Here is a 20,392-nt window from a genome sequence, read left to right on the forward strand (position 1 = left end):
GCCACTTTCGCCATTTACCATGATGTGGTCAAAGAACCCAAGGATTTGGAAGTAAATATTTTTGAGCGGTCTGCCAGACTAATTTCAATTGTACTTCAAAACTTTGCTTATATAAAGAGCATTCAGGAAAGTAGTGAAAGGTTTGAATATATCAACAAAGCTACAAATAATGCTATTTACGATTGGGATTTATCCACTGACAATTTCTATTGGGGAAACAGCCTGACACGTGTTTTCGGGCATAATATTAGTGAAGATAAATTTCGGTTGCGGGATTGGGCACAATGGGTTCACCCGGATGATCTGGATGAAGTCTTGCAAAACCTGGATATGTTTATGGCACAATCTGAAGAATCCAAGTGGCTTTATGAATACCGCTTTAAAGATGCGAATGGTCAATATGCGTATGTAGAAGAAGTTGGCTACCTGATCCGGAATGAAAATGGTCAGCCTTTACGTATGATTGGTGCCTTAAGAGATCAGACCCAATTTAAAAGAGAAAGCATAAAACAAGAACTGCAGCATGAACTCTCCCAACTATTTAAACAAGAAGAGGGATTAAATGCGATTCTTAAGAAAAGCATCAAATACTTAAGTCAGTTTGGTGGTTATCCAGTAGGAGAAATATGGCTAATGAGTCAAAATCATAAAGACCTACACCTCTCCGCATGGTATGCTAAAAGTGGTGATAAAGAGGTTTTTTATGATGAAAACTCTAAAAAGACATTCCAATATGGAGAAGGCTTACCAGGAACTGTCTGGAAGACTCTTAAAAATGAAGTTTGGAATGAAATAGACAAAAATTCTAATTTTTATAGGTATAAATTAGCTGAGAAAGCAAATTTTAAATCTGCTACTGCATATCCTCTTTTTTATCAGGACAATATAATTGGTGTACTGGTGCTTTTCTCAGATGAAGAGTTAAAAGCTCATGATCACAACGTGATGTTTTATAACAATTTGAAACATTATTTGGGAGCAGAAATAATTCGTAAACAGCAAGAAAAGGAACTGAGCCTTTTCTTTGAAAGCGCACCAGAAATCTTAGCTATTGCTTCACCTGATGGAAACTTCGTTAAGGTTAATACTGCTTTTTCAAAATTGCTAGGCTATTCTCAAGAAGAGTTAACATCAAAACCTTTTAGCGAATTTATTCATCCTGAAGATTTAAAAGAAACAATTACTGAATATGATGATAGCTTAGAGAAAAATAGAGTTACTAACAATTTCACTAATCGCTACATAACAAAAAGTGGAGAATATAAATGGATTTCATGGAGTTCTTCAAAGGTTTTTGGTGAAGAGGGATACTTTTTTGCCTATGGCAGGGATGTAACGGAGACTGTAGAATTGCAAAAAACAATAGAAAATGCAAGTAAATTAGCGAAAGTTGGAGGGTGGGAAATAAATCAATTAACAGGCGAGAACTACTGGTCACCCATGACCAAACAAATTCACGAAGTACCTGATGATTTTACTCCTAACTTGGATGAAGCAATAAACTTTTATCATCCAAATTTTCAAAGAAAAATAACTAAAGCAGTAGAAAACGCAATTCAAGAAGGAGAATCATTTGACTTTGAAGCCATTATCATTACTTATAAAGGAAATGAAAAATGGGTCAGGGCGATTGGAAATGCTGAAATGAGAGATGGTGAATGTGTTCGACTTTACGGTAGTTTCCAAGACATAAACGACCGAAAGATGATAGAACTCCGATTAGAGAATATTTCCAACAATATTCCAGGTGTAATCTTCCAATACCACTTAAAACCTAACGGAGACGATCTAATGGATTTTGTAAGTAGACGTTCTGAGGAAATATTTGGCTACACCCCAGAAGAATGTGTTCAAAATAACGAGCTAATTTGGAAAAACATTGAGGCTGGAGGAGATTTGAACCAGATGAAAGAAGCGATAATGGAATCAGCCAATAGCTTAAGCAATTGGCAAGTTAGCTGGAGATACCAACATCCCGATGGAAATATTTATTGGCATGAAGGTTACGGGCATCCGATGAAAAAGCCAGACGGAACAATCCTATGGGATTCAGTAATTGTGGATATCACTGATAAAAGGAAAGCTGAAGAAGAGATAGAATTAGCAAACATGGCTTTAAAAAAATATGCTCGAGACTTGGAGATTTCTAATGCCGAACTCGAGCAATTTGCCTACGTAGCTTCTCACGATTTACAAGAACCACTTAGGATGGTTTCTGGCTTTTTAACTCAATTAGAGAAAAAATATGGTAATCAATTGGATGATAAAGCTAATCAATATATTGATTTTGCGGTAGATGGCGCCAAACGAATGCGCCAAATTATTTTGGACTTATTGGATTATTCTAAAATTGGTAAAAAAGAAGAGGAAATTACAGAGATAGACTTAAATGAAGTGATTTATGAAGTATGTCTATTACAACGTAAGCAAATTGAAGAACTGAGTGTCAATGTTGAATTTAAAGACTTACCTAAAATTAAGGGTCATCCGTCTCCTATGATCCAGATTTTTAGCAATCTTATTTCAAACGGAATAAAGTACAGTTACCCTAATCTTCCACCAAAAATCATTATTAAAGCCAATGAATTGAAAAATGAATGGAGATTTTCTGTTAAAGACAATGGAATTGGAATAGAGGAAGAATATTTTGATAGAATTTTTAATATTTTTCAACGGCTTCATAATAAAAATGAATATTCAGGTACTGGTATGGGCTTGGCAATCGTTAAAAAAATAATTGAAAACTTAAATGGACGGATATGGGTGAAATCAAATATTGGAAAAGGAAGCACTTTTTATTTTACAATTCCTAAATCATAATTTCTTTAAAAAGAATGTAATTTAAGCTTTTAAAAGCTAAAAAAATTATTCCATATTTTATTAATCATCAGTATTAATATCGATAAATAATTTGTAATTTTCTTACATAAGTTGTGATAAAAAAGGCCCTATATGCATAAAATATGATAAAAGTCATTGAATATGAGTAGCATCTAAATTTCAATTTACTTTTTTATGGAATACTTATAGCTATAGTTTAAGTAGTTTTATAAATTTTTTATACATTCATAGCGTGTAATTAGTAGGATGTAATATCAGTAATTAGAGTATAAAAACGGTAGCCGTATTTTTTAATACATTTACTGGTACGTTTAAATTTGAGAAATATGAAATCAATCAACATCCTTTTGGTAGAAGATAATGAAGGGGACATAGTATTGACCCAGGAAGCTTTTGAAGAAAGCAAAATTATCAACTCAATGGATGTAGCTAAAAATGGTAAAGAAGCCTTAAACATTATTTTTCAAAGAGAGGGATATGAAAATAGTAAAGTACCCGATATTGTTTTATTAGATATAAACCTGCCGATAAAAAGTGGTCATGAAGTGCTTCAGGAAATAAAATCAGACCAATCGAAAAAGCATATTCCTATAATTATGCTTACTACCTCATCAGCTCACAATGATATTGATTTAGCCTATCAATATCATGCCAACTGTTATATCACAAAACCAGTTGAAATCAATGAGTTTTTAGAAGCAGTATCCAGCATTGAGCAATTCTGGTTTAATATTGTTAGCTTACCTTCTGGAAGCAGATAATGTGAGAATGGATGAGAGGGACAGAGAAAAGATATAATGTTTTAGTAGTGGAAGATAATCCAGGAGATTATCTTCTAATAGAGGATTTCTTAGAAGAAACCATTATTGTTAAAAAACTACACTGGGCAGAGAATTTCAATACCACCAAACAGATCTTATCCAAAAAAAATAATGGTATAGATATTATCTTACTGGATTTAAGTTTGCCTGATAAAGAAGGGGAACCACTACTAAAGGAAATACAATTACTTTCTCAAGACACCCCAATAGTTATTTTAACGGGCTATTCTGACGCTGATTTTGCTATTAAATCTTTGGCTTTGGGGGCTTCTGATTATTTATTAAAGGATGTTTTAAATAGTACGGTCCTATATAAAAGCATTCTTTATAATATAGAAAGAAATAGAATATTAGTTAATCTCAAAAAATCGGAACAACGCTATTCTGATCTTTTTCATTTCAGTCCACTTCCAATGTGGGTTTTTGATAGAGACACACTAAAATTTCTGGATGTAAATGATGCTGCTATTGAACATTACGGATACTCTTATGAAGAATTTCTTAATATGGAGATTAGCCAAATTCGGCCGAAGGATGATATGCCTGCTTTGAAAGAATCTTTGGGTAAAGAAAGAAAACCTATGAAGAACTTGGTCCATGGTGAGTTTACACATTTGAAGAAAAATGGGGCGCGAATACGAGTAGAAATACGCTCCAATAACTTTGAATATAAAGGGCACCCTGCGGAAATCATGTTAGTGAATGACATAACCGAAAGAAATAGGCATATTGAAGCTGTAGAACAGCAAAATGAAATTTTAAAAGATATAGCCTGGACACAATCACATATGGTGAGAGCACCCTTAGCTAGGTTAATGGGGTTGGTTAATCTACTTAGCGAGGGTAAAATAGAGGGGGATAAAAAGAAGGACTTTTATGAGCATATTCAAAATTCTGCAGAAGAATTAGATGAAATAATAAAGGGGGTTGTGGATAAATCGCAACAATTTGAAATTAATAAAGACAAAGAATGAAAATCAAAACCTTAATCATAGATGATGATGAAATTTCCATCATGTTAACAGATATTTGCTTGAAAGACTCCCCTTTCTTTCAAGTAATCGATACTTATTTGGACGGAGCTACTGCTTTAGAAAATCTAAAAAAGGAGTATTCTGAAGATACTACCTATGTCATCATTTTGGATATTAATATGCCCTTAATGAATGGCTGGGAATTTTTGGAGGAGATAAAGGATTTTGCATCTCAAAAAAACACTTCTGTTTTTATGCTGAGCTCTTCCACTGATAGGTTAGATATTGAAAAAGCTGAAAATATTGATTTAGTAAAAGGTTTTTTCAGCAAGCCGCTTAAAGAAGAACACTTGAGTCAAATTCAAGAGCGCATGGCAAATTAATCTAAAAAAAAATGAGAAGTTAACTTCTCACCTTTTGATGTACTAATTTTTTCTCTTGTTTTTTTGAATTGATAATCCCAATAATAAATGGGAATAAAATTGCTGAGGTAATAACTATTGTCTGGATAATAAGTGTTTCGTTCATACTGATATTAACGCTTCTTAATTTTAAATGTTTGAGTTAATAAGCTTTAAAAATATTAAAATTCAACTTTCAAATTATGGAGTCTGTCATAAAGCTCCACTTTTCCTCCTTTTATTTTATTTCCATCATAAATAATATGGTTTGCCTCCGGAAATTCAAATATTAATTTCCAGTTATATAACTGCGAAATACGGAATTCGAGAATATTATTGACTCTCTTAGCTGAGATATCTATTCGATTATTTCCGATCATAATGTTTTCCAGACTTACGTCCGTCCATTTTGTTGGTAAGTTGGGTTTGATTATCACCTCATTTTTCCATGCTTTGGGTTGAATGCCAAAAAATTCTTCCACCACAGGAACGGCAACTGCATAAATGTTCCATGCCTGTGCCATCATGCCAAAATCAGGGCTGACTTCATACATAGATCCAGGTAAAGCATAGCTAAACGAATTTTGAAGCATCTTAAGATATTCTAATGCGCGATCTGTATTTCCATATTTAGCTTCGGCTATAGCTTGCACACCGGTGGGTAAGGTCATCACAGCACCCACATAACTGAAAGATTTCCACTTTGAAGCTTTTTCTTGCTCTTCGTCTCGGTCTATACCAGTTACAAAAATTCCAAATCGATTTTGATAGTTTTCAGCGGTATTAAGAGCTTTTTCTGCTTTTTCCCTATCAGCTGCACCTACCTCCATTGGTGTGTTCATTATCCAATTATGATGCACTACAAAAGGTGCGGTACCTTTTATATCTTGACGCTTTATGTTATCCAATATGGTTTGTAATTCTTCAACAGACCAAGGTTTGTTTATGGTGTCTGCACGAATAATCGCCTCTTCTATTAATTGTAATGCTGCTAACTTATCAGAACGAAAATCAGCATAAGAATTAGATTCATCTACCCACCACTCGCTATTAATCTTCATCTTTAGGTTTTTAGCTTTTACAAGGTATTCATCAACTAGAACTTTATCGTTTTGAACTTTGGCAAAATTTGCGGCTGCCAAATACATTTCATATTGATAAGCGACCACATCTATCATTTCACTGTCCAAACCATGAATTTCCATCATTCCAGCTCCGTCCGGATAACCGTTTCCATCCTGGTCTTGTGCTTCAATCCAGTCCACAGATTTTTTTACTAATTCGTAATGATCCAATATCCTTTTATCCCCTGTCCATGCAAAGGCTTTCCAAAGCATGCTTATAAATTTTGGAGTTGTATTGAGATTTCCAGGGTTAAAGACTACGCCATTTGTTGATGCTTCATGCATAATTTGGCCTGTGCTTCCATTGGCTTTTTCTGATAGCTTTATGATTAAGTCGATCGTTTGTAATGCTTGATCATGCATACCTGATGCCAATAACCCCTGAACGGCATAACCATTGTCTGTTCCAAACCACCATGGATAATCTGGGCTACCTGCAGTTAAACCAGTTCCAATCTCCGGAACTTCTTGCATTAACCACTCTGAATTATATTTCAACCAACGAAACATTTGGTTAAATTCTTTATCCTTAGTTTTTAAATTAGTACTCTGCTCTATTTTTTGGTACTTGGCGATTTTTTGATTTAGTAACTGCTCAACATTTCCAGATAAATATTGAAAAGTTTTAATGGCGGATTTTTCACTTTCATCAGACCCACTTATTATGAAATATATCGTTTGTTTTTCATTTCCTTTTAATCTGAGAGATTTACTTAAGGCTTGCCCGAAGCCCTTCCCGCTTCTTTGTAATTGGCATGAATTTTCCGAATCAGAAGGCTTAAAATCTTTCCCTCCAAAAGCTGTAAACCAACTGTTTTGATTGTCTTTTGCCAAATAGATGTTATTTCTTCCTTTCCATTCCCCTTCATCCTGACCATCTCCAATATTGAGTGAATCTGAAAGCCAAACTGGTCTTAAATCAATAGCTGCATTAAAAGTAAATTGAAATTGGTTTTCCTCATTAAGCGTATTTTCAATTTGGTAGGCTACAATTAATCCATTTTCATTTTCGGGGACAAAATGAAATTGTGATACTTTAAGACCGAAGTTTTTTACATTAAAGATTTGTTCACTGCCTACTGGATAATTAAGAAATTGTTCAGCATCATTCAAACATTCATGATAATCATCCGATTTAATTTCTGCATGGTAACCATCCAGTAATTTAATAGGATGTAACCAGACACCTCCCATTTCTCCTTTTACATGCCAACCTAAATCAGGAAATTTCCCGCTTTGGTGGCCCACTACATAAAGTCTCTTTCCAGCACTTAAGAATGGGCTGTTCATGTATTCGGTTTTCCCTTTAATATTCTCAAGTTGGTTTTTTTGTGTAAAAAAATCTAAGGGCTTATTATTTTGGCAACTGACTAATATGATTAAAAATAATACGAAAATATATTTCATGATATATTGGAGTGACTTTCTTTCTGTTAAACTTAAATTTAATCGTTTGTTGCGTGAAATCTTTAAATTTAATGGATTAAAAATGGATTTAAATGAAATTTTAGGCCGTTGATGTAAGGTTTTATGATTTATATTGAACTTTTTTATGTGAATTGTATCTAAATAATTAACTTTCATTTGAATTGACATGAAAATGCTGAATAAATAAGAATATGGCGAAACTTAAGAATATTATCATGCAGCTTTCAGACGCTGATTATCTGGCAGTACATGAAAGTCTATTTACCGGTGGAGCAGAGAAATCTGCATATTTACTTAAATCAATGCGTGAAAGTTCTTCCAGTGATCACGCCATTATGGAAGAACTTGAAGTAAATACAAATGCGTATTATACTTTAAGATCGAGACTTAATCAAAAGATAGAAGAGTATCTCTTGCAACAAATGGAAAATCCGAGGACGGATATCCTAAAAAAAGTGGCGAACATTAATGAGATAATTTTCACTAAGAAAAAAGCCATTGCAATTGCTACCCTCAAGAAGTTAGAGAAAGAATTGATAGATTATGATCTTTCTAATGAATTAACCATAGTTTATAAAGCGTTAAAAAAATTACATCAAAATACTGAAGAGTATTTCGGGTACAGCCAATTATACAACCGTCATGTTGCGTATATGTTAGCTGTTGATAAAGCAGAGGATTTACTTAGTAGCTATTTCATCAAATTCGGTAATTTCTCGCTTACAGGTGATGAAACAAATAAGTTGGAGTTGGTGCTGCTCAACAAGGAAATGATCAATACGTGCAAGATCTACGATTCTCACCGTCTATTTATCTATAAAAACTGCCTTAATATTTTTCATAGGCTATTTGTGGAAGAAGATGAAACAAGTGTTGATTTAGACCCTATAGAAGATTTATTGGCAAAAGCGGATGGCATATTCGATCTATATAGTTTAGATTCTATTTATTTTCATTTAAAGCTGGTATATGCGTTTTTGAAATTAGAATATTACAATCATTATAAATTATACAGAAAATCCGAAAATTATTTTGAGGAGGTAAACGAATCCTGTGCAGGTCTATTATCAAATTTTAATTTATTTACGTATCCATCTCAATTTTTAATAACAAAATTACAAAGAGCGAAGAGAATACAAGATAAACCTAGTCTCTCAGATGAGAATGTGGCTTTATTTCAAGACTTTGAGCCAGATAAGGATGATATTTCCCAATATATTACTTACGCTACTTATCGTTCGCTAAGCTGTCATTTTGATAATAAATATGAAGAGTCAGCCAAGTGGTTGAATAATTTGTTGAATGATGTTAGCCTCAAAAGATATCAAAATGCACAATTAGAAATAAAAACACTTTTGGCATTGGAATACTGCCTGATGAAGGACTATGAATTATTTAATCAATTGATTAATAGTATTCAAAGGCAAATAAGGATAATAGGAAAAGAAAACTGCATGAATATTCAAGTATTGAATAAAATCATGAAGATTTCATTAAGTGAATCAAAGAGAAATAAAGAGGAGAAAATTAATGAGTTGGTTAAGAAATTTAAAGCTCTTGAACCAATTCAACATTTTTCTCCAACATTGTTGTTGGAGTTTAATGATGAAATAATTAAAAGGCTAGTGCTTTAAACTAAAATCTTTAAAATGAAAAAAGCCATTTGATTATTATTTTCAAATGGCTTTTTTCATTTTAAAGACTTAATATTTTAGACAGATAAGTCTGTTAAACTTTCTTGAGAAAGAGGTTTGTTCAAATATTTTTTGACAGAGTCATATTTTTTAGATTTGCTCACATCTTGTGGATTGATTGAAGAGGTTAGCATTATAATTTTACATTTCTCTTTCGAGCTATCTTTCAACTTATTGAATTCTTCCAAAAACTGAAATCCATCCATTAAAGGCATATCAATGTCTAAGAAAATAATATCGGGCAGCACGCTGGAAACGATGTTATCATCTAATTGCTCAATATTCTTTAGGAATTCAATTGCACTCTTCGCGCCTGTGTGTGTGTAAATATACTTTGACAAGCCTGCAGCTTCAACCATTTTTTGGTTTATCAAATTATCGATTTCGTTATCATCGATTAACATGACGGAATGATACTTACTCATATTGAACAATTTTAAATTTATGACAAGGTAATAAAATCAATGCGCTTTAAAAACAATTAAATATAGAAAATGCACACGAATATTCATGTGCACTTTCTAGAAAAAATTAAATATCGAATTTAATACCTTGAGCAAGTGGTAAGGAATCACCATAATTCAAAGTATTGGTTTGTCTTCTCATATAAGCTTTCCAAGCATCAGAACCTGATTCTCTTCCTCCACCGGTTTCTTTTTCGCCTCCGAAAGCACCACCAATTTCTGCACCGGAAGTTCCGATGTTTACATTGGCAATTCCACAATCAGAGCCTTTAGAAGAGAGATATCGGTGTGCTTCTTGCATATTGTTTGTCATAATAGCAGAAGATAAACCTTGTTTTACTCCATTTTGTAAAGCAATCGCATTTTCTACATCTCCGCTATATTTCATTACGTATAAAATAGGGGCAAAAGTTTCTTCTTGAACAATTTCATAATGATTTTCTGCTTCTATGATTGCTGGTTTTACGTAGCAGCCACTTTCATAGCCTTCACCTTCCAATACGCCACCTTCAACTATTACTTTTCCACCTTCAGATTTTGCCTTTTCAATGGCATTTAAGTAATTATTAACGGAGTCTTTATCGATTACAGGCCCAACATGATTTTTCTCGTCAAGTGGGTTGCCAATACTTAATTGACTGTAAGCATTTTTCATCTTACCAATTAATTCATCATAAATATCTTCATGGATAATTAATCTACGAGTAGAAGTACAACGCTGACCGGCAGTACCTACAGCACCAAAAACAGCGCCAATTAAGGTCATTTTTAAATCTGCTTCTTTTGAAATGATCATAGCATTATTTCCGCCCAATTCCAGAATTGATTTACCTAATCGAGAGGCTACTTCTTGACCTACAATTTTACCCATTCTGATAGAACCTGTAGCAGAAACTAAAGGAACACGAGAATCTTTCGTCATCATCTCTCCTACTTTATAGTCTCCATTTACTAAACACGAAATACCTTCAGGCATATTATTTTCCTTCAATACTTCTGCTATAATATTCTGACAAGCAATACCGGTTAATGGTGCTTTTTCAGATGGCTTCCAAACCGTAACATTTCCACAAACCCAAGCCAGAGCTGTATTCCAGCTCCATACAGCAACAGGAAAATTAAAAGCAGAAATTATACCTGTAATCCCTAATGGATGCCACTGTTCTTGCATAGTGTGATCAGGACGCTCAGACTTAATGGTTAAACCATATAGTTGACGGGATAATCCAACACCAAAATCACAGATGTCTATCATCTCCTGAACTTCTCCCCAACCTTCTTGCAAGGATTTACCCATTTCATAAGAAACCAATCTTCCTAATGGATCTTTTAAATCTCTTAATCTGTTTCCAAACTGACGAACAATTTCGCCTCTAGCTGGAGCAGGCATATTACTCCAGGTTTTGAATGCTTCTTCTGCAGTTTGAATAGTTTTTTCATAATCCTCAGCAGTTGTTATTCCTACTGAGGCAATTTCTTTACCGTCAACTGGAGAAACTGAACTGATTTTCCCGCTTCCTTCCATCCAGTTACTACCGGTTGAAGTGCCGCCATTGTGGTCTTTTACTCCTAATTTTTTTAAGGCATCTGCTAAGCCGTAAGTTTTCTTAATATCCATAGTATTCAATAATTATAAAAAATAAGTGTTAATAGGTCTTTAAATAGTTTAAAGCATGTTTTAAGCTAAGAATCAATGATTTTAGTAGGTAATTGGTATTTTAATGGCACAAAATTGGCTTTTTTTAAAGGATAACAAAAGAAAAAGGCACCCGTATTTAAGTGCCTTTGAAAATTATTTGCCAAAGTTGTGGATTATTGCCAACCCATACCGTAATATGCTTTTGATCCGTCAGGATATACACCTTCTATTAAAATGCCCCCTTGTTTTCCTTGCAATGTAGCAATCAAATCCTCAGTATTTTCAATTGCTCCTTTATCTACGGCTGTTATTATAAAGCCTTCTTTGATTCCAATATTCTGCCATTTTCCTTTTTGTATTTCCACTACTTTTGAACCCCCGCTAATATTTAGTTTATCCATTTCTTCCTGGCTAACATCTTCAAATGTGGCTCCGCCTAACATTTGCGCGGTACTGGCTTCTACTATTTCAGTAGTGTTCATTAAGCTTTTCAATTCTATGGTAGCCGTTTTTTCATTTCCCCCTCTTAGATAAGTAACTTCTACCTTCTCTCCGGGGCTAAATCTTGCTATTTGTTCTTGCAATTCGGCAACATTGGAAATATTCTTATCATTTATTTTAGTGATGATATCTTCACTCTTCATACCTGCTTCTTCTGCTGCACTTCCGGGATTAATAGCGGCAACATAAACTCCAGCATTCGTTGGGAAATCCTTTTTATCTAATCTTGGATCGTTTAAATCTACAATGCTTACTCCTAATACAGCTCTTTGTACTACACCATATTCTTTTAAATCATTGACCACTTTTTTAACCAAAATGGAAGGTACAGCAAATGAGTATCCTGCATAGCTCCCTGTTGGTGTAGCAATGGCTGTATTTATACCAATTAATTTACCAGATAGATTTACCAAAGCACCCCCACTATTTCCTGGGTTTACTGCAGCATCAGTTTGAATAAATGATTCAATTCCATATCTGTTTTGTCTATTAAGGATGTTAATGTTTCTTGCCTTTGCGCTTACGATTCCTGCCGTAACGGTAGAGGTTAGATTGAATGGATTTCCAACTGCTAAAACCCATTCTCCTATTTTTGCATTATCAGAGTTCCCAAATTCAACGAAGTTTAAATCTTTTTCATCAATTTTTAATAGTGCGATGTCTGTATTAGGATCAGCACCAATTACTGTGGCCTCATAGCTTCTATTATCGTGTAAAATGACTTCTAGCTTACTGGCATTAGCAACCACATGATTATTGGTAACTATATAACCATCTGGGGAAATAATAACTCCTGATCCAGAAGATCGCCCTTTTCTTGGTTGAGGACTTTTGTCTCCGTGAAAATCCCTAAAATATTCTTCAAAAGGAGATCTGCTTCTAGGCATATCTCTTTCTACTTCTGCCTTAATATGTACTACACCTTTTGTAACTTGTTCAGAGGCATAGATAAAATTAATCCCTTCGGGAACATTATATTCTGTTTCATCCAGAAAACTTGAAAAGCGAGTATTATTTGATTGTATTTCTTCAAAACTTTGACTGCCGCCTGCTGATGGGTTTGGATTGAAATAAATGTAACCACTAATTGAAATTATTGCGCTCAATACTGAAGCGAAAATAATCCCTATAAAAAACTGTTTCTTTTCCATCTGTCTATTACTTTTTAAATTTAATATGAAAACGCAGAAATAACGCTTCTGTTTTAATCCTTATTGTATAAACATAAAAAGGGGCAAAATGCCCCTTTTTATAAATTCTAAATTTTGATTATTTAATCTGAATTGTTCTTTTCAATTCCTTTTTTTCATCCTTAGGAATCACAATATTCAATATCCCATCCTGATAAGAAGCTTCAACTTTATCTTCCTTGATATTATCAGGTAGATGGAATGTTCTTGAGAAAGAACCATATTGTGTTTCTAGGGTATGATAATTTTTCTCATCTTTCTTCTCCTCAAATTTTCTCTCACCAGAGATTGTAATGGAACCGTCATTCATGTCAATGTTGAAATCCGATTTTTTCATGCCTGGTGCTGCAACTGATATTTCAAAAGCATTTTTGCTTTCTGCAATATCAACCTGAGGAGCAAAATGTTCCAATTCTTTGCCAACTCCATTGAAGGATTCGTTAAAGAATCTGTCTAATAAACTTGAAAAACTTCTGTTTTCAGTACTAGGTAAACTTGGGTTATACTTTATAAGTGTCATAGTTTTTATTGTTTTAAGGTTTAACAAATAATCTATTTATGCTATAGAAAAATCTGTACCAATTAGTTTTTAACTTGAAAATAAGCCATAATGGCACTATTCTAATATTTAACACTAATATTGAATGACATAATGGCTGTTTTGCTAGAGTTATTGATTTATGAGGCTGACAAAATTTACTAATAAAAATATTTTTGATCTTTTTAAAAGAAGTGTTTGGAAATAATAAAAGAGGCTTGCATATTTGCATTCCCAAACGGATAAATTCCTCCTTAGCTCAGTTGGTTAGAGCATTTGACTGTTAATCAAAGGGTCCTTGGTTCGAGCCCAAGAGGGGGAGCAAAAGCCTTGCAGAAATGCAAGGCTTTTTTTGTGCTCAATTTTTTCTAAAATTAAATAATAATACCCGTCAGTTCTTGGCTATAACAGTGAAAAATTACTAAGCGGAATCCTTATAAGCATTATTTATAATCGAACGCAGCTTACTAAATCAATTCAATCGCATCTGGCATGCTACCCATTTGCAACTGATGCAGCAGCTGCCTATCCTGAATCTCGCGACTACTGCATTGTTAACTGATTCGAAGTTTTGAGGTTTGAATAGGGTGTTTCATGCTATTATTGTTTCAGTATTCTATAGCTATATTGTTCGTCTAGGTAGTTTACACGCACATGGTAGTAGCCTGCTCGCATAGCCCGCATATTGATTCGTTCTTTAATTGTTCGGTGGCACTTATCATGCACTATACTTCCGTCTTCCTCACTGACAATGGTCAGTTGATATTCAAAATTTTGGTTCGATTTGCTTACCGGCTCTTCTTCCCATTCCACTGTTAGCTCATCAGCCGTAGGGTTAGGATAGAGCATAATGGATACTGTGCTGCAGAATTTACTCCCCGATACATCGAAGCCAGCAAAGACTCCATCAGCATAGCCACAGCTGTTTTTAGGCAGGATCTGAAGCACATAGTACCCATCGGGTACGCTCTGTGCTACGGTAACTTCTACATAGAGCCTATTTATATCAGACCAAAACGTAAAACCACTACTATTACCTCCCAAAACTATTTGGGGCTCGTACTCAGTGGCGCCAGGAACAGAGGTTGGCCAAGGAAGTCCATGAAATAAGCCTGTTGTTCCTCTTTTAATACATTCTGGGCCTTCTATATCATCCGGTGCCAGTATATTGGCCGGTTTGCCTACCCAAAAGTTTTTCTGCACATCAAGACTTCCGCAAATACTATTGATGGTAGCTCTTACCCAGCCGCTTCCACCGACATTGTTATTTAATACACTTACCGTAATACCATCATCATTTGATGAAACCAGCGTTAAATTACTGCTCCGGCTCCAATTCACAGTTGCTTCAGCAGGTACATTGTTCAAGGAAAAAGTACTGTTGGTGGTGCATACTATCGTTGGACCACTTAAAGTTCCATTGTCACCAGCATCCAAATCAATCTCTTTAAATACAGGTTCTGCCATCAAGGCTACTCCATTACATATTCTTTCCGTATCTAACCATACTGATTTATTACCAGATGTATTATTACCAGATGCTCTTATGTAAAATTCATTTCCATTTGCATTTGTGTATGAATCCCAATTTCCAGAGGTAACTCTCCAATTATAGTTTACTCCGGGAACATTGGTGGTAGAAAATTTTTGATACCCTTGTCCACAATTTATACTGGATGGCCCACTAATTGGAAAGTTTTGAGTGAGTATAGTGGCACAGTGATCTGTGTTTACTTCGGTTATCTTATCAAAAAGCCATTGAGAAACAGCAGGGGAAAAAGTCACATGCTCATTATTGATTGATTCCGAGAAAACATCATCAAAACCAGTATCATGTACAGTCCTAATGTAAACACTTCTATCTCCTTGCCCGGCAGATGGATTCCCCATATTTTCAAGATAACGTGCATTTCGTTGATCCATTCCAAATGCACTATAAGTGGACACAAAATTAAACCGCTGGAAATTCACTTGTATGTTAGGGTTGTTGATCTGGTTTATGAAATTACCCATTACATTTCCTAAATCAGTGAATCCGCCTGACATAGTTTCCAGTGGCACATCGTAGGCAGAACTGTTGACCCTGCTTTTTCCCAAATCAGCTTGCGTAATTGTTCCGCTGTATATTTCTCTTGTGGCTCCCCCAGCGTATCGTGCCCTTGCGGTTATTTCGGCCTCTACCACTTCATGGTTAAATAAGTCCACATCAGTATCTAAGTCAGCAGATACCATCACCATTCCCGGGGTATAATTATTGCCCAACCCGGTGGCCTGCACTTGCCCTGCATGAGAGCCATTAGCAACCGCTAGGTTTACAGAAGAGGGCATATTCATTGTCTTTAATTGTGATAAAAAGGAACTGACGTTGGCATTATTATCCAGTATCATTTCATTGGCCGCTTGCGAATTCAGCACTTGACCAGATTCAAACATAGGCGTAATAAATTCGCCTACGATGATCCCGCCCAGCAATTGCGGAGGAAATATATACAGATTGTATAATTGGCTAAATAAAGATCTTAAAGAAGCCGGTACATTGGCACCACCGTGTGGCGAGTCCATAGAAATATACATGCGTGCATTGTGGGCTTTATTTCGGCTCTCCATATCCGACAGAGTATATTTGGCAATAAGCCCACCCATGCTCAGGCCCATCACTACCAAATCATTCGTAACCGAGGGCATGGCATTAATTTCATCTATTAACTCCTCTAACAAAGCTGCATTTCTCCTAAGCGGTACTTTTGTGGAGGCAAAGTTTAGGGTGATGATGTCGAAGCCTGCAGCAACTAGATCAGTTATTAATTGAGACTGATTTGCATTTGTAATTATATTTTCATGAATTGTTTCTTCAAAGGGGTCAAAGCCTTCTACGACAATAAGTGGGCGAACAATATTGTTGCAATTATTTGAAATTCCTGGCAAGACCCTATAATCACCTGAGATTAGAAAGCCCTCTGAATTTGTAGATATTGGAACAATATTACACTGAGCAAATATTCTTTGTGTAAATATAAAGCAGGTCAAAATTAGTATAATTGATATGTTTTTCATGGTTGAAATAGTTAATTAAAATTTGATATCGAATCGCCCTTCAGTCAATTCTATTTTTTGATTGTTTTCTTTTTCTAATAAAATAATATCAAATGTGCCAGCCATAATAGAGTTAATAGTATCGATTAAATGAAATTCAATTATTCCGTTTGAAACTATGTCATATTTTACGTCATTGTGTCTGAAATTAACTTCATCACATATTAAATCACAGTTAATATCACCTAAAATTATAGAAGCTGATCCTATATCCATTCTTTGCTCATAAATTGTGAGATTATAAGATTCATTTACATTTATTGCTTGCAAGGCAAAAGTATTTCCCTTATTTATATACCCATCCAATGCATTTGCCCCTAAGAACCCCTGCTTGGGCAAAAAAGCTCTACCATTTACCAAGCAGCCGAAAGTATTTTCGCCAGTTGCAGTTATAGGTGGTAGCTTTGCTAATTCTTCTTGTGGGTCAATTGTATCGGCCTCTTTATCAAAAAGCTGACATGATTGGCATGAGAATACTAAAAGTAGGAGGAAATAAAGAGGGAATTTTTTCATATTGTTTTGCTTAACTTTTTGATTAAATGAATTTAAAAGTAATTTGGTTTATATACAAATGCTTGAGTATTAAATAAATTGTGATTTTTCACTAAGCTATGAATAGTCTCAAGCACGCGTTTTGCTTCGCAACGCGCGCTATGTGGTGGTGATGATGTCGAAGCCTTGTTGTCTTAAATCGAATAGTAAATTTGATTGATCTGCATTCTGGAAAATATTATTCCCCTCATTAGTAGTATTGTCAAAAGGGTCAAAACCCTCCACAATTATTATAGGGCTTACAATTTGATTGCAAGCTCCTGCATTTCCGGGATAAACCCGATAGTCACCTGTGATTTGAAAACCATCTATATTAGTTGTAATAGGAATAACATTGCATTGTGAATAACTTTGGAATGATATAAATAGACTGATTACAATTGTTGATATAATCAGATTTTTCATGGTTGAAATAGTTTAGTTAATATTTTAAATCGAATCTTCCTTCGGAGATTTCTAATTCTCCATTCCCTGTATCAAAAGTAATTGTGAAAGTCCCTGCAATTATTGATGAATCCCTGTCATCCTTTATGATGTTTAATTCTCCTGCAATTAAATCATCATACCTATTATCACCTTTGGTAAATGACACCAAATCTTTATCCCCCAATACATTAGTAGTACTGATGGTTAGATCTCCTGAAAAAGAATTTAAATCAATAATTTGAATATTTAGATTGTAATTTTCCTGAATGTTTAGTGCTTGTAGTACAAATTTATTACTGCTATTAACATACCCATCCAAAGCATTGGCCCCTAAAAACCCTTGTACAGGCAAAAAGGCTTTACCGTTTACCAGGCAGCCGAAAGTATTCTCTCCTGTGGCCGTTATCGGGGGTAGTTTTGCTAGTTCTTCTTGAGGGTCAAGCGTATCTTCCTCTTTATCGAAAAGCTGGCAAGATTGGCATGAGAATAATAATAAGAGGAGAAAATAGAGTGGAAATTTTTTCATGGCGTTTTGGTTTAAATGAATTTAAAGAGAATTTAGTTTGATTGCAAGTGGTTGGTTATTAATAAATTGTGATGTCTCCTCAAGCTTTGAATAATCGTAGGGTTCTCTTGATTAATAAAAAACAACTCTAAAATTGGTTTTAAACAAATTTAAAGGTCTTTTTACAGATTAAAATCATGTACAAAACCCCAAAATCAAGGGATATTGATAAAATCTGGGGTTTTTAATTGCTATTTATAAAATTATATGCCAAATTATATTTTGTAGTTTCTACTTTTTCTTTTTGATTGAACAAAAAGAAACAAAAATTCAAGACAAAAATAAGCTTCAACCCACATCCTCGTCTGGCTCGCATTTTTGTCCTCCTCCCCGCAATCTTCGATCAAAATTTTATTTGGGTTGCAAGGTATGTGGTATTTTTCATGAGTTTTCTAATCGTAAGCACGCGTTTTGCTGCGCAACGCGCGCTATGTGCTAGTAATGTTCGGCAGGACTTGAACCTGTTTTATTCAAAACAGGCAAGCAAGAACTAATGCTCACAAGATTTTCTAATTGAAAAAAAATAGAACTGACTTAAAATAAAAAAAGCCTCCCATTGCTGAGAAGCTTTTGTGCCAGGAGCGGGACTTGAACCCGCACGAGCTAATGCTCACAAGATTTTAAGTCTTGCGTGTCTACCAATTTCACCATCCCGGCTAGGATTTTGTATGTGTCAAAAAAATAAGTGAGCCTATTGCTCACTTACTATAATTTTTGAGCGGGAGACGAGGTTCGAACTCGCGACCTCAACCTTGGCAAGGTTGCGCTCTACCAGCTGAGCTACTCTCGCTTTTCCCTGAATGGGAATGCAAATTTAACAGGCAGTTTTTAAAATACAATAGCAATCCAAGAAAATTTCTAAAATTTATGCTACTTGTTCTTTTAGCTGCTCTTTCAATTCTTTTGCCTCCTGCTTATTTCTTGAATCTTTAATGTGTTTAGGTACAGGTTTTAAGTCCCAAATCAAACCAATCATGGACAAAAATTTCAATCCATAATACGTAAAATCAACTTCCCACCAATAAAAGCCTTGTCTTGCTGAGGTTTCATAATAATGGTGATTATTGTGCCATCCTTCTCCTAAAGTTAATAATGCTAACCAAACACTGTTTTTTGATTCATCTCCGGTTTCGTAGCGTTGTTTTCCAAATTTGTGCATAATGCTGTTGATGGAGAAAGTAGCATGATATAAGATAATGGTGCTTAGAAAGAAGCCTATAAATAGAGTAGAGAATCCAGCTGCGGTAAACATAGCCAAAATACTTCCTCCATTTACTATTCCGCCTAATGCCATTACTGTCAATGCTAAAACTACAGGTGGAACCAAGTAATTCTTGTTCAACCATCTCAATTCAGGATATTTACTATAATCTGAAATGACTTTGAAATCGGTATTTTTGAAATCGGAACCAATAATCCATCCTACATGAGAATACCAAAATCCAAAATGCAACATGCTGTGTGGATCTTTTAAAGTATCACTATTTCTATGGTGATGGCGGTGATGTGAAGCCCACCATAAAGCCCCTTTTTGAGCAGATGTTTGTGCGAAAAAGGCTATTAAAAACTGAAACCATCGTGATGTATTATAGCTTCTGTGGGCAAAATATCTATGATATCCGCCTGTAACCCAAAACATTCGCCAAACATAAAGGAATGCACAAACGGTCCAATCAAACCATGTAGCCCCTGTCCATATTGCACCTAAGGGCAATAAATGGACTATAGCAAAGCTAATTTCTTTTTTCCAAGTGCCCTTTTTTCGAATTTTAAGGTTTTCTTTTACTGCAACTGCCATTTTGAATAAGATGTAATTAAATATATGTTAGTACAAAGATAAGACTAATCCTTTTTTAATCTTGAAAATTTAAAACGAATCAAACAAAAAATTAGTTCTGAATAGATATGAGTTCTTTAATTTTTTATTTTTCTATAGCATTCAGGTACTAAGCGCCAATAAAAATTTATGGAAGCAAAAGTACTCTGTTGATTTAGTGTATTAACCTGAGTTCGACTCTTATTTGTAAATTCAGATTTTCATATAATTCAATAGACAAGACGTCTTTTAGAAGATATAGCGGGCTATATCGAGGGAAGACAACGCAGTATATTGGATTATATGGAAAGGCTTTTCCTATCCC

General features: G+C 34.7%; 15 protein-coding genes and 3 tRNA genes. 6 read left to right on the forward strand and 12 right to left on the reverse strand.

The genetic code is table 11. From position 1 onward, the window contains the following. From Q0L29_RS05760 to Q0L29_RS05775, 4 genes are all read left to right on the forward strand, one after another. Positions 1–2,820 (forward strand): PAS domain-containing protein (locus Q0L29_RS05760; protein WP_296619865.1); only part of this gene is annotated, 2,820 nt, incomplete at its 5' end. Positions 2,821–3,167: 347 nt separating this feature from the next. Next, the gene (locus Q0L29_RS05765) at positions 3,168–3,602 is read left to right on the forward strand and encodes a response regulator (RefSeq protein WP_296619866.1); all 435 of its coding nucleotides are present in this window, start codon (positions 3,168–3,170) and stop codon (positions 3,600–3,602) included. Positions 3,603–3,613: 11 nt separating this feature from the next. Continuing rightward, on the forward strand, positions 3,614–4,636 hold the full coding sequence (locus Q0L29_RS05770; protein WP_296619868.1) for a PAS domain S-box protein: 1,023 nt from the start codon (positions 3,614–3,616) through the stop codon (positions 4,634–4,636). Further along, on the forward strand, positions 4,633–5,019 hold the full coding sequence (locus Q0L29_RS05775) for a response regulator (RefSeq protein WP_296619870.1): 387 nt from the start codon (positions 4,633–4,635) through the stop codon (positions 5,017–5,019). The genes Q0L29_RS05770 and Q0L29_RS05775 overlap by 4 nt, the downstream gene beginning before the upstream one ends. 200 nt (positions 5,020–5,219) lie before the next feature. Here the strand turns inward: Q0L29_RS05775 and Q0L29_RS05780 are convergent, their stop codons facing one another. Then, positions 5,220–7,568: a glycogen debranching protein gene (locus Q0L29_RS05780; RefSeq protein ID WP_296619871.1), complete on the reverse strand. Its 2,349-nt coding sequence runs from the start codon at positions 7,566–7,568 to the stop codon at positions 5,220–5,222. Between the two features lie 212 nt (positions 7,569–7,780). Between Q0L29_RS05780 and Q0L29_RS05785 the strand changes: the two genes are divergently transcribed. Then, entirely contained in the window at positions 7,781–9,223 is a 1,443-nt protein-coding gene (locus Q0L29_RS05785; RefSeq protein ID WP_296619873.1) for a hypothetical protein, read from the forward strand. A 77-nt stretch (positions 9,224–9,300) separates the two neighbouring features. On the opposite strand, the gene Q0L29_RS05790 is transcribed toward Q0L29_RS05785, so the two are convergent. The 4 genes from Q0L29_RS05790 to Q0L29_RS05805 form a co-directional block, all read right to left on the reverse strand. Further along, complete coding sequence (locus Q0L29_RS05790; protein WP_296619874.1) at positions 9,301–9,708, reverse strand: response regulator; 408 nt, start codon at positions 9,706–9,708, stop codon at positions 9,301–9,303. Positions 9,709–9,814: 106 nt separating this feature from the next. Beyond that, positions 9,815–11,365, reverse strand: coding sequence for an aldehyde dehydrogenase family protein (locus Q0L29_RS05795; protein WP_296619876.1), 1,551 nt, complete (start codon positions 11,363–11,365; stop codon positions 9,815–9,817). Positions 11,366–11,559: 194 nt separating this feature from the next. Then, a complete protein-coding gene (locus tag Q0L29_RS05800; protein WP_296619877.1) occupies positions 11,560–13,038 on the reverse strand; it encodes a Do family serine endopeptidase in 1,479 nt (492 codons plus the stop codon). 118 nt (positions 13,039–13,156) lie between these two features. Next, positions 13,157–13,597: an Hsp20/alpha crystallin family protein gene (locus tag Q0L29_RS05805; protein WP_296619879.1), complete on the reverse strand. Its 441-nt coding sequence runs from the start codon at positions 13,595–13,597 to the stop codon at positions 13,157–13,159. 266 nt (positions 13,598–13,863) lie between these two features. On the opposite strand from Q0L29_RS05805, the gene Q0L29_RS05810 reads away from it, so the two are divergent. Then, positions 13,864–13,937: transfer RNA gene (locus tag Q0L29_RS05810), tRNA-Asn, on the forward strand. Between the two features lie 278 nt (positions 13,938–14,215). Here the strand turns inward: Q0L29_RS05810 and Q0L29_RS05815 are convergent. The 7 genes from Q0L29_RS05815 to Q0L29_RS05845 form a co-directional block, all read right to left on the reverse strand. Beyond that, entirely contained in the window at positions 14,216–16,669 is a 2,454-nt protein-coding gene (locus Q0L29_RS05815) for a hypothetical protein (protein WP_296619880.1), read from the reverse strand. Positions 16,670–16,684: 15 nt separating this feature from the next. Further along, positions 16,685–17,221, reverse strand: a complete 537-nt coding sequence (locus tag Q0L29_RS05820) for a hypothetical protein (RefSeq protein WP_296619882.1) — start codon at positions 17,219–17,221, stop codon at positions 16,685–16,687. A 138-nt stretch (positions 17,222–17,359) separates the two neighbouring features. After that, positions 17,360–17,665 (reverse strand): hypothetical protein, encoded by a 306-nt coding sequence (locus Q0L29_RS05825; RefSeq protein WP_296619883.1) that lies wholly within the window; start codon positions 17,663–17,665, stop codon positions 17,360–17,362. 16 nt (positions 17,666–17,681) lie between these two features. Continuing rightward, the gene (locus tag Q0L29_RS05830; RefSeq protein WP_296619885.1) at positions 17,682–18,212 is read right to left on the reverse strand and encodes a hypothetical protein; all 531 of its coding nucleotides are present in this window, start codon (positions 18,210–18,212) and stop codon (positions 17,682–17,684) included. Between the two features lie 612 nt (positions 18,213–18,824). Beyond that, positions 18,825–18,908: transfer RNA gene (locus Q0L29_RS05835), tRNA-Leu, on the reverse strand. Between the two features lie 60 nt (positions 18,909–18,968). Next, positions 18,969–19,041 (reverse strand) — tRNA-Gly (locus tag Q0L29_RS05840). 75 nt (positions 19,042–19,116) lie between these two features. Further along, positions 19,117–20,049, reverse strand: coding sequence for an acyl-CoA desaturase (locus Q0L29_RS05845; RefSeq protein ID WP_296619887.1), 933 nt, complete (start codon positions 20,047–20,049; stop codon positions 19,117–19,119). Between the last annotated feature and the right edge of the window lie 343 nt (positions 20,050–20,392).

This window comes from Marivirga sp., from assembly GCF_024636815.1.
GTDB lineage: Bacteria > Bacteroidota > Bacteroidia > Cytophagales > Cyclobacteriaceae > Marivirga.

Bases quoted from the DNA above. Each gene is read 5' to 3' on its own strand.
- Q0L29_RS05830 (WP_296619885.1), bottom strand. From the start codon at position 18,212: ATGAAAAAATTTCCACTCTATTTTCTCCTCTTATTATTATTCTCATGC.
- Q0L29_RS05805 (WP_296619879.1), bottom strand. From the start codon at position 13,597: ATGACACTTATAAAGTATAACCCAAGTTTACCTAGTACTGAAAACAGA.
- Q0L29_RS05820 (WP_296619882.1), bottom strand. From the start codon at position 17,221: ATGAAAAAATTCCCTCTTTATTTCCTCCTACTTTTAGTATTCTCATGC.
- Q0L29_RS05785 (WP_296619873.1), top strand. From the start codon at position 7,781: ATGGCGAAACTTAAGAATATTATCATGCAGCTTTCAGACGCTGATTAT.
- Q0L29_RS05770 (WP_296619868.1), top strand. From the start codon at position 3,614: ATGAGAGGGACAGAGAAAAGATATAATGTTTTAGTAGTGGAAGATAAT.
- Q0L29_RS05795 (WP_296619876.1), bottom strand. From the start codon at position 11,365: ATGGATATTAAGAAAACTTACGGCTTAGCAGATGCCTTAAAAAAATTA.
- Q0L29_RS05800 (WP_296619877.1), bottom strand. From the start codon at position 13,038: ATGGAAAAGAAACAGTTTTTTATAGGGATTATTTTCGCTTCAGTATTG.
- Q0L29_RS05815 (WP_296619880.1), bottom strand. From the start codon at position 16,669: ATGAAAAACATATCAATTATACTAATTTTGACCTGCTTTATATTTACA.
- Q0L29_RS05780 (WP_296619871.1), bottom strand. From the start codon at position 7,568: ATGAAATATATTTTCGTATTATTTTTAATCATATTAGTCAGTTGCCAA.
- Q0L29_RS05775 (WP_296619870.1), top strand. From the start codon at position 4,633: ATGAAAATCAAAACCTTAATCATAGATGATGATGAAATTTCCATCATG.
- Q0L29_RS05790 (WP_296619874.1), bottom strand. From the start codon at position 9,708: ATGAGTAAGTATCATTCCGTCATGTTAATCGATGATAACGAAATCGAT.
- Q0L29_RS05765 (WP_296619866.1), top strand. From the start codon at position 3,168: ATGAAATCAATCAACATCCTTTTGGTAGAAGATAATGAAGGGGACATA.
- Q0L29_RS05825 (WP_296619883.1), bottom strand. From the start codon at position 17,665: ATGAAAAATCTGATTATATCAACAATTGTAATCAGTCTATTTATATCA.
- Q0L29_RS05845 (WP_296619887.1), bottom strand. From the start codon at position 20,049: ATGGCAGTTGCAGTAAAAGAAAACCTTAAAATTCGAAAAAAGGGCACT.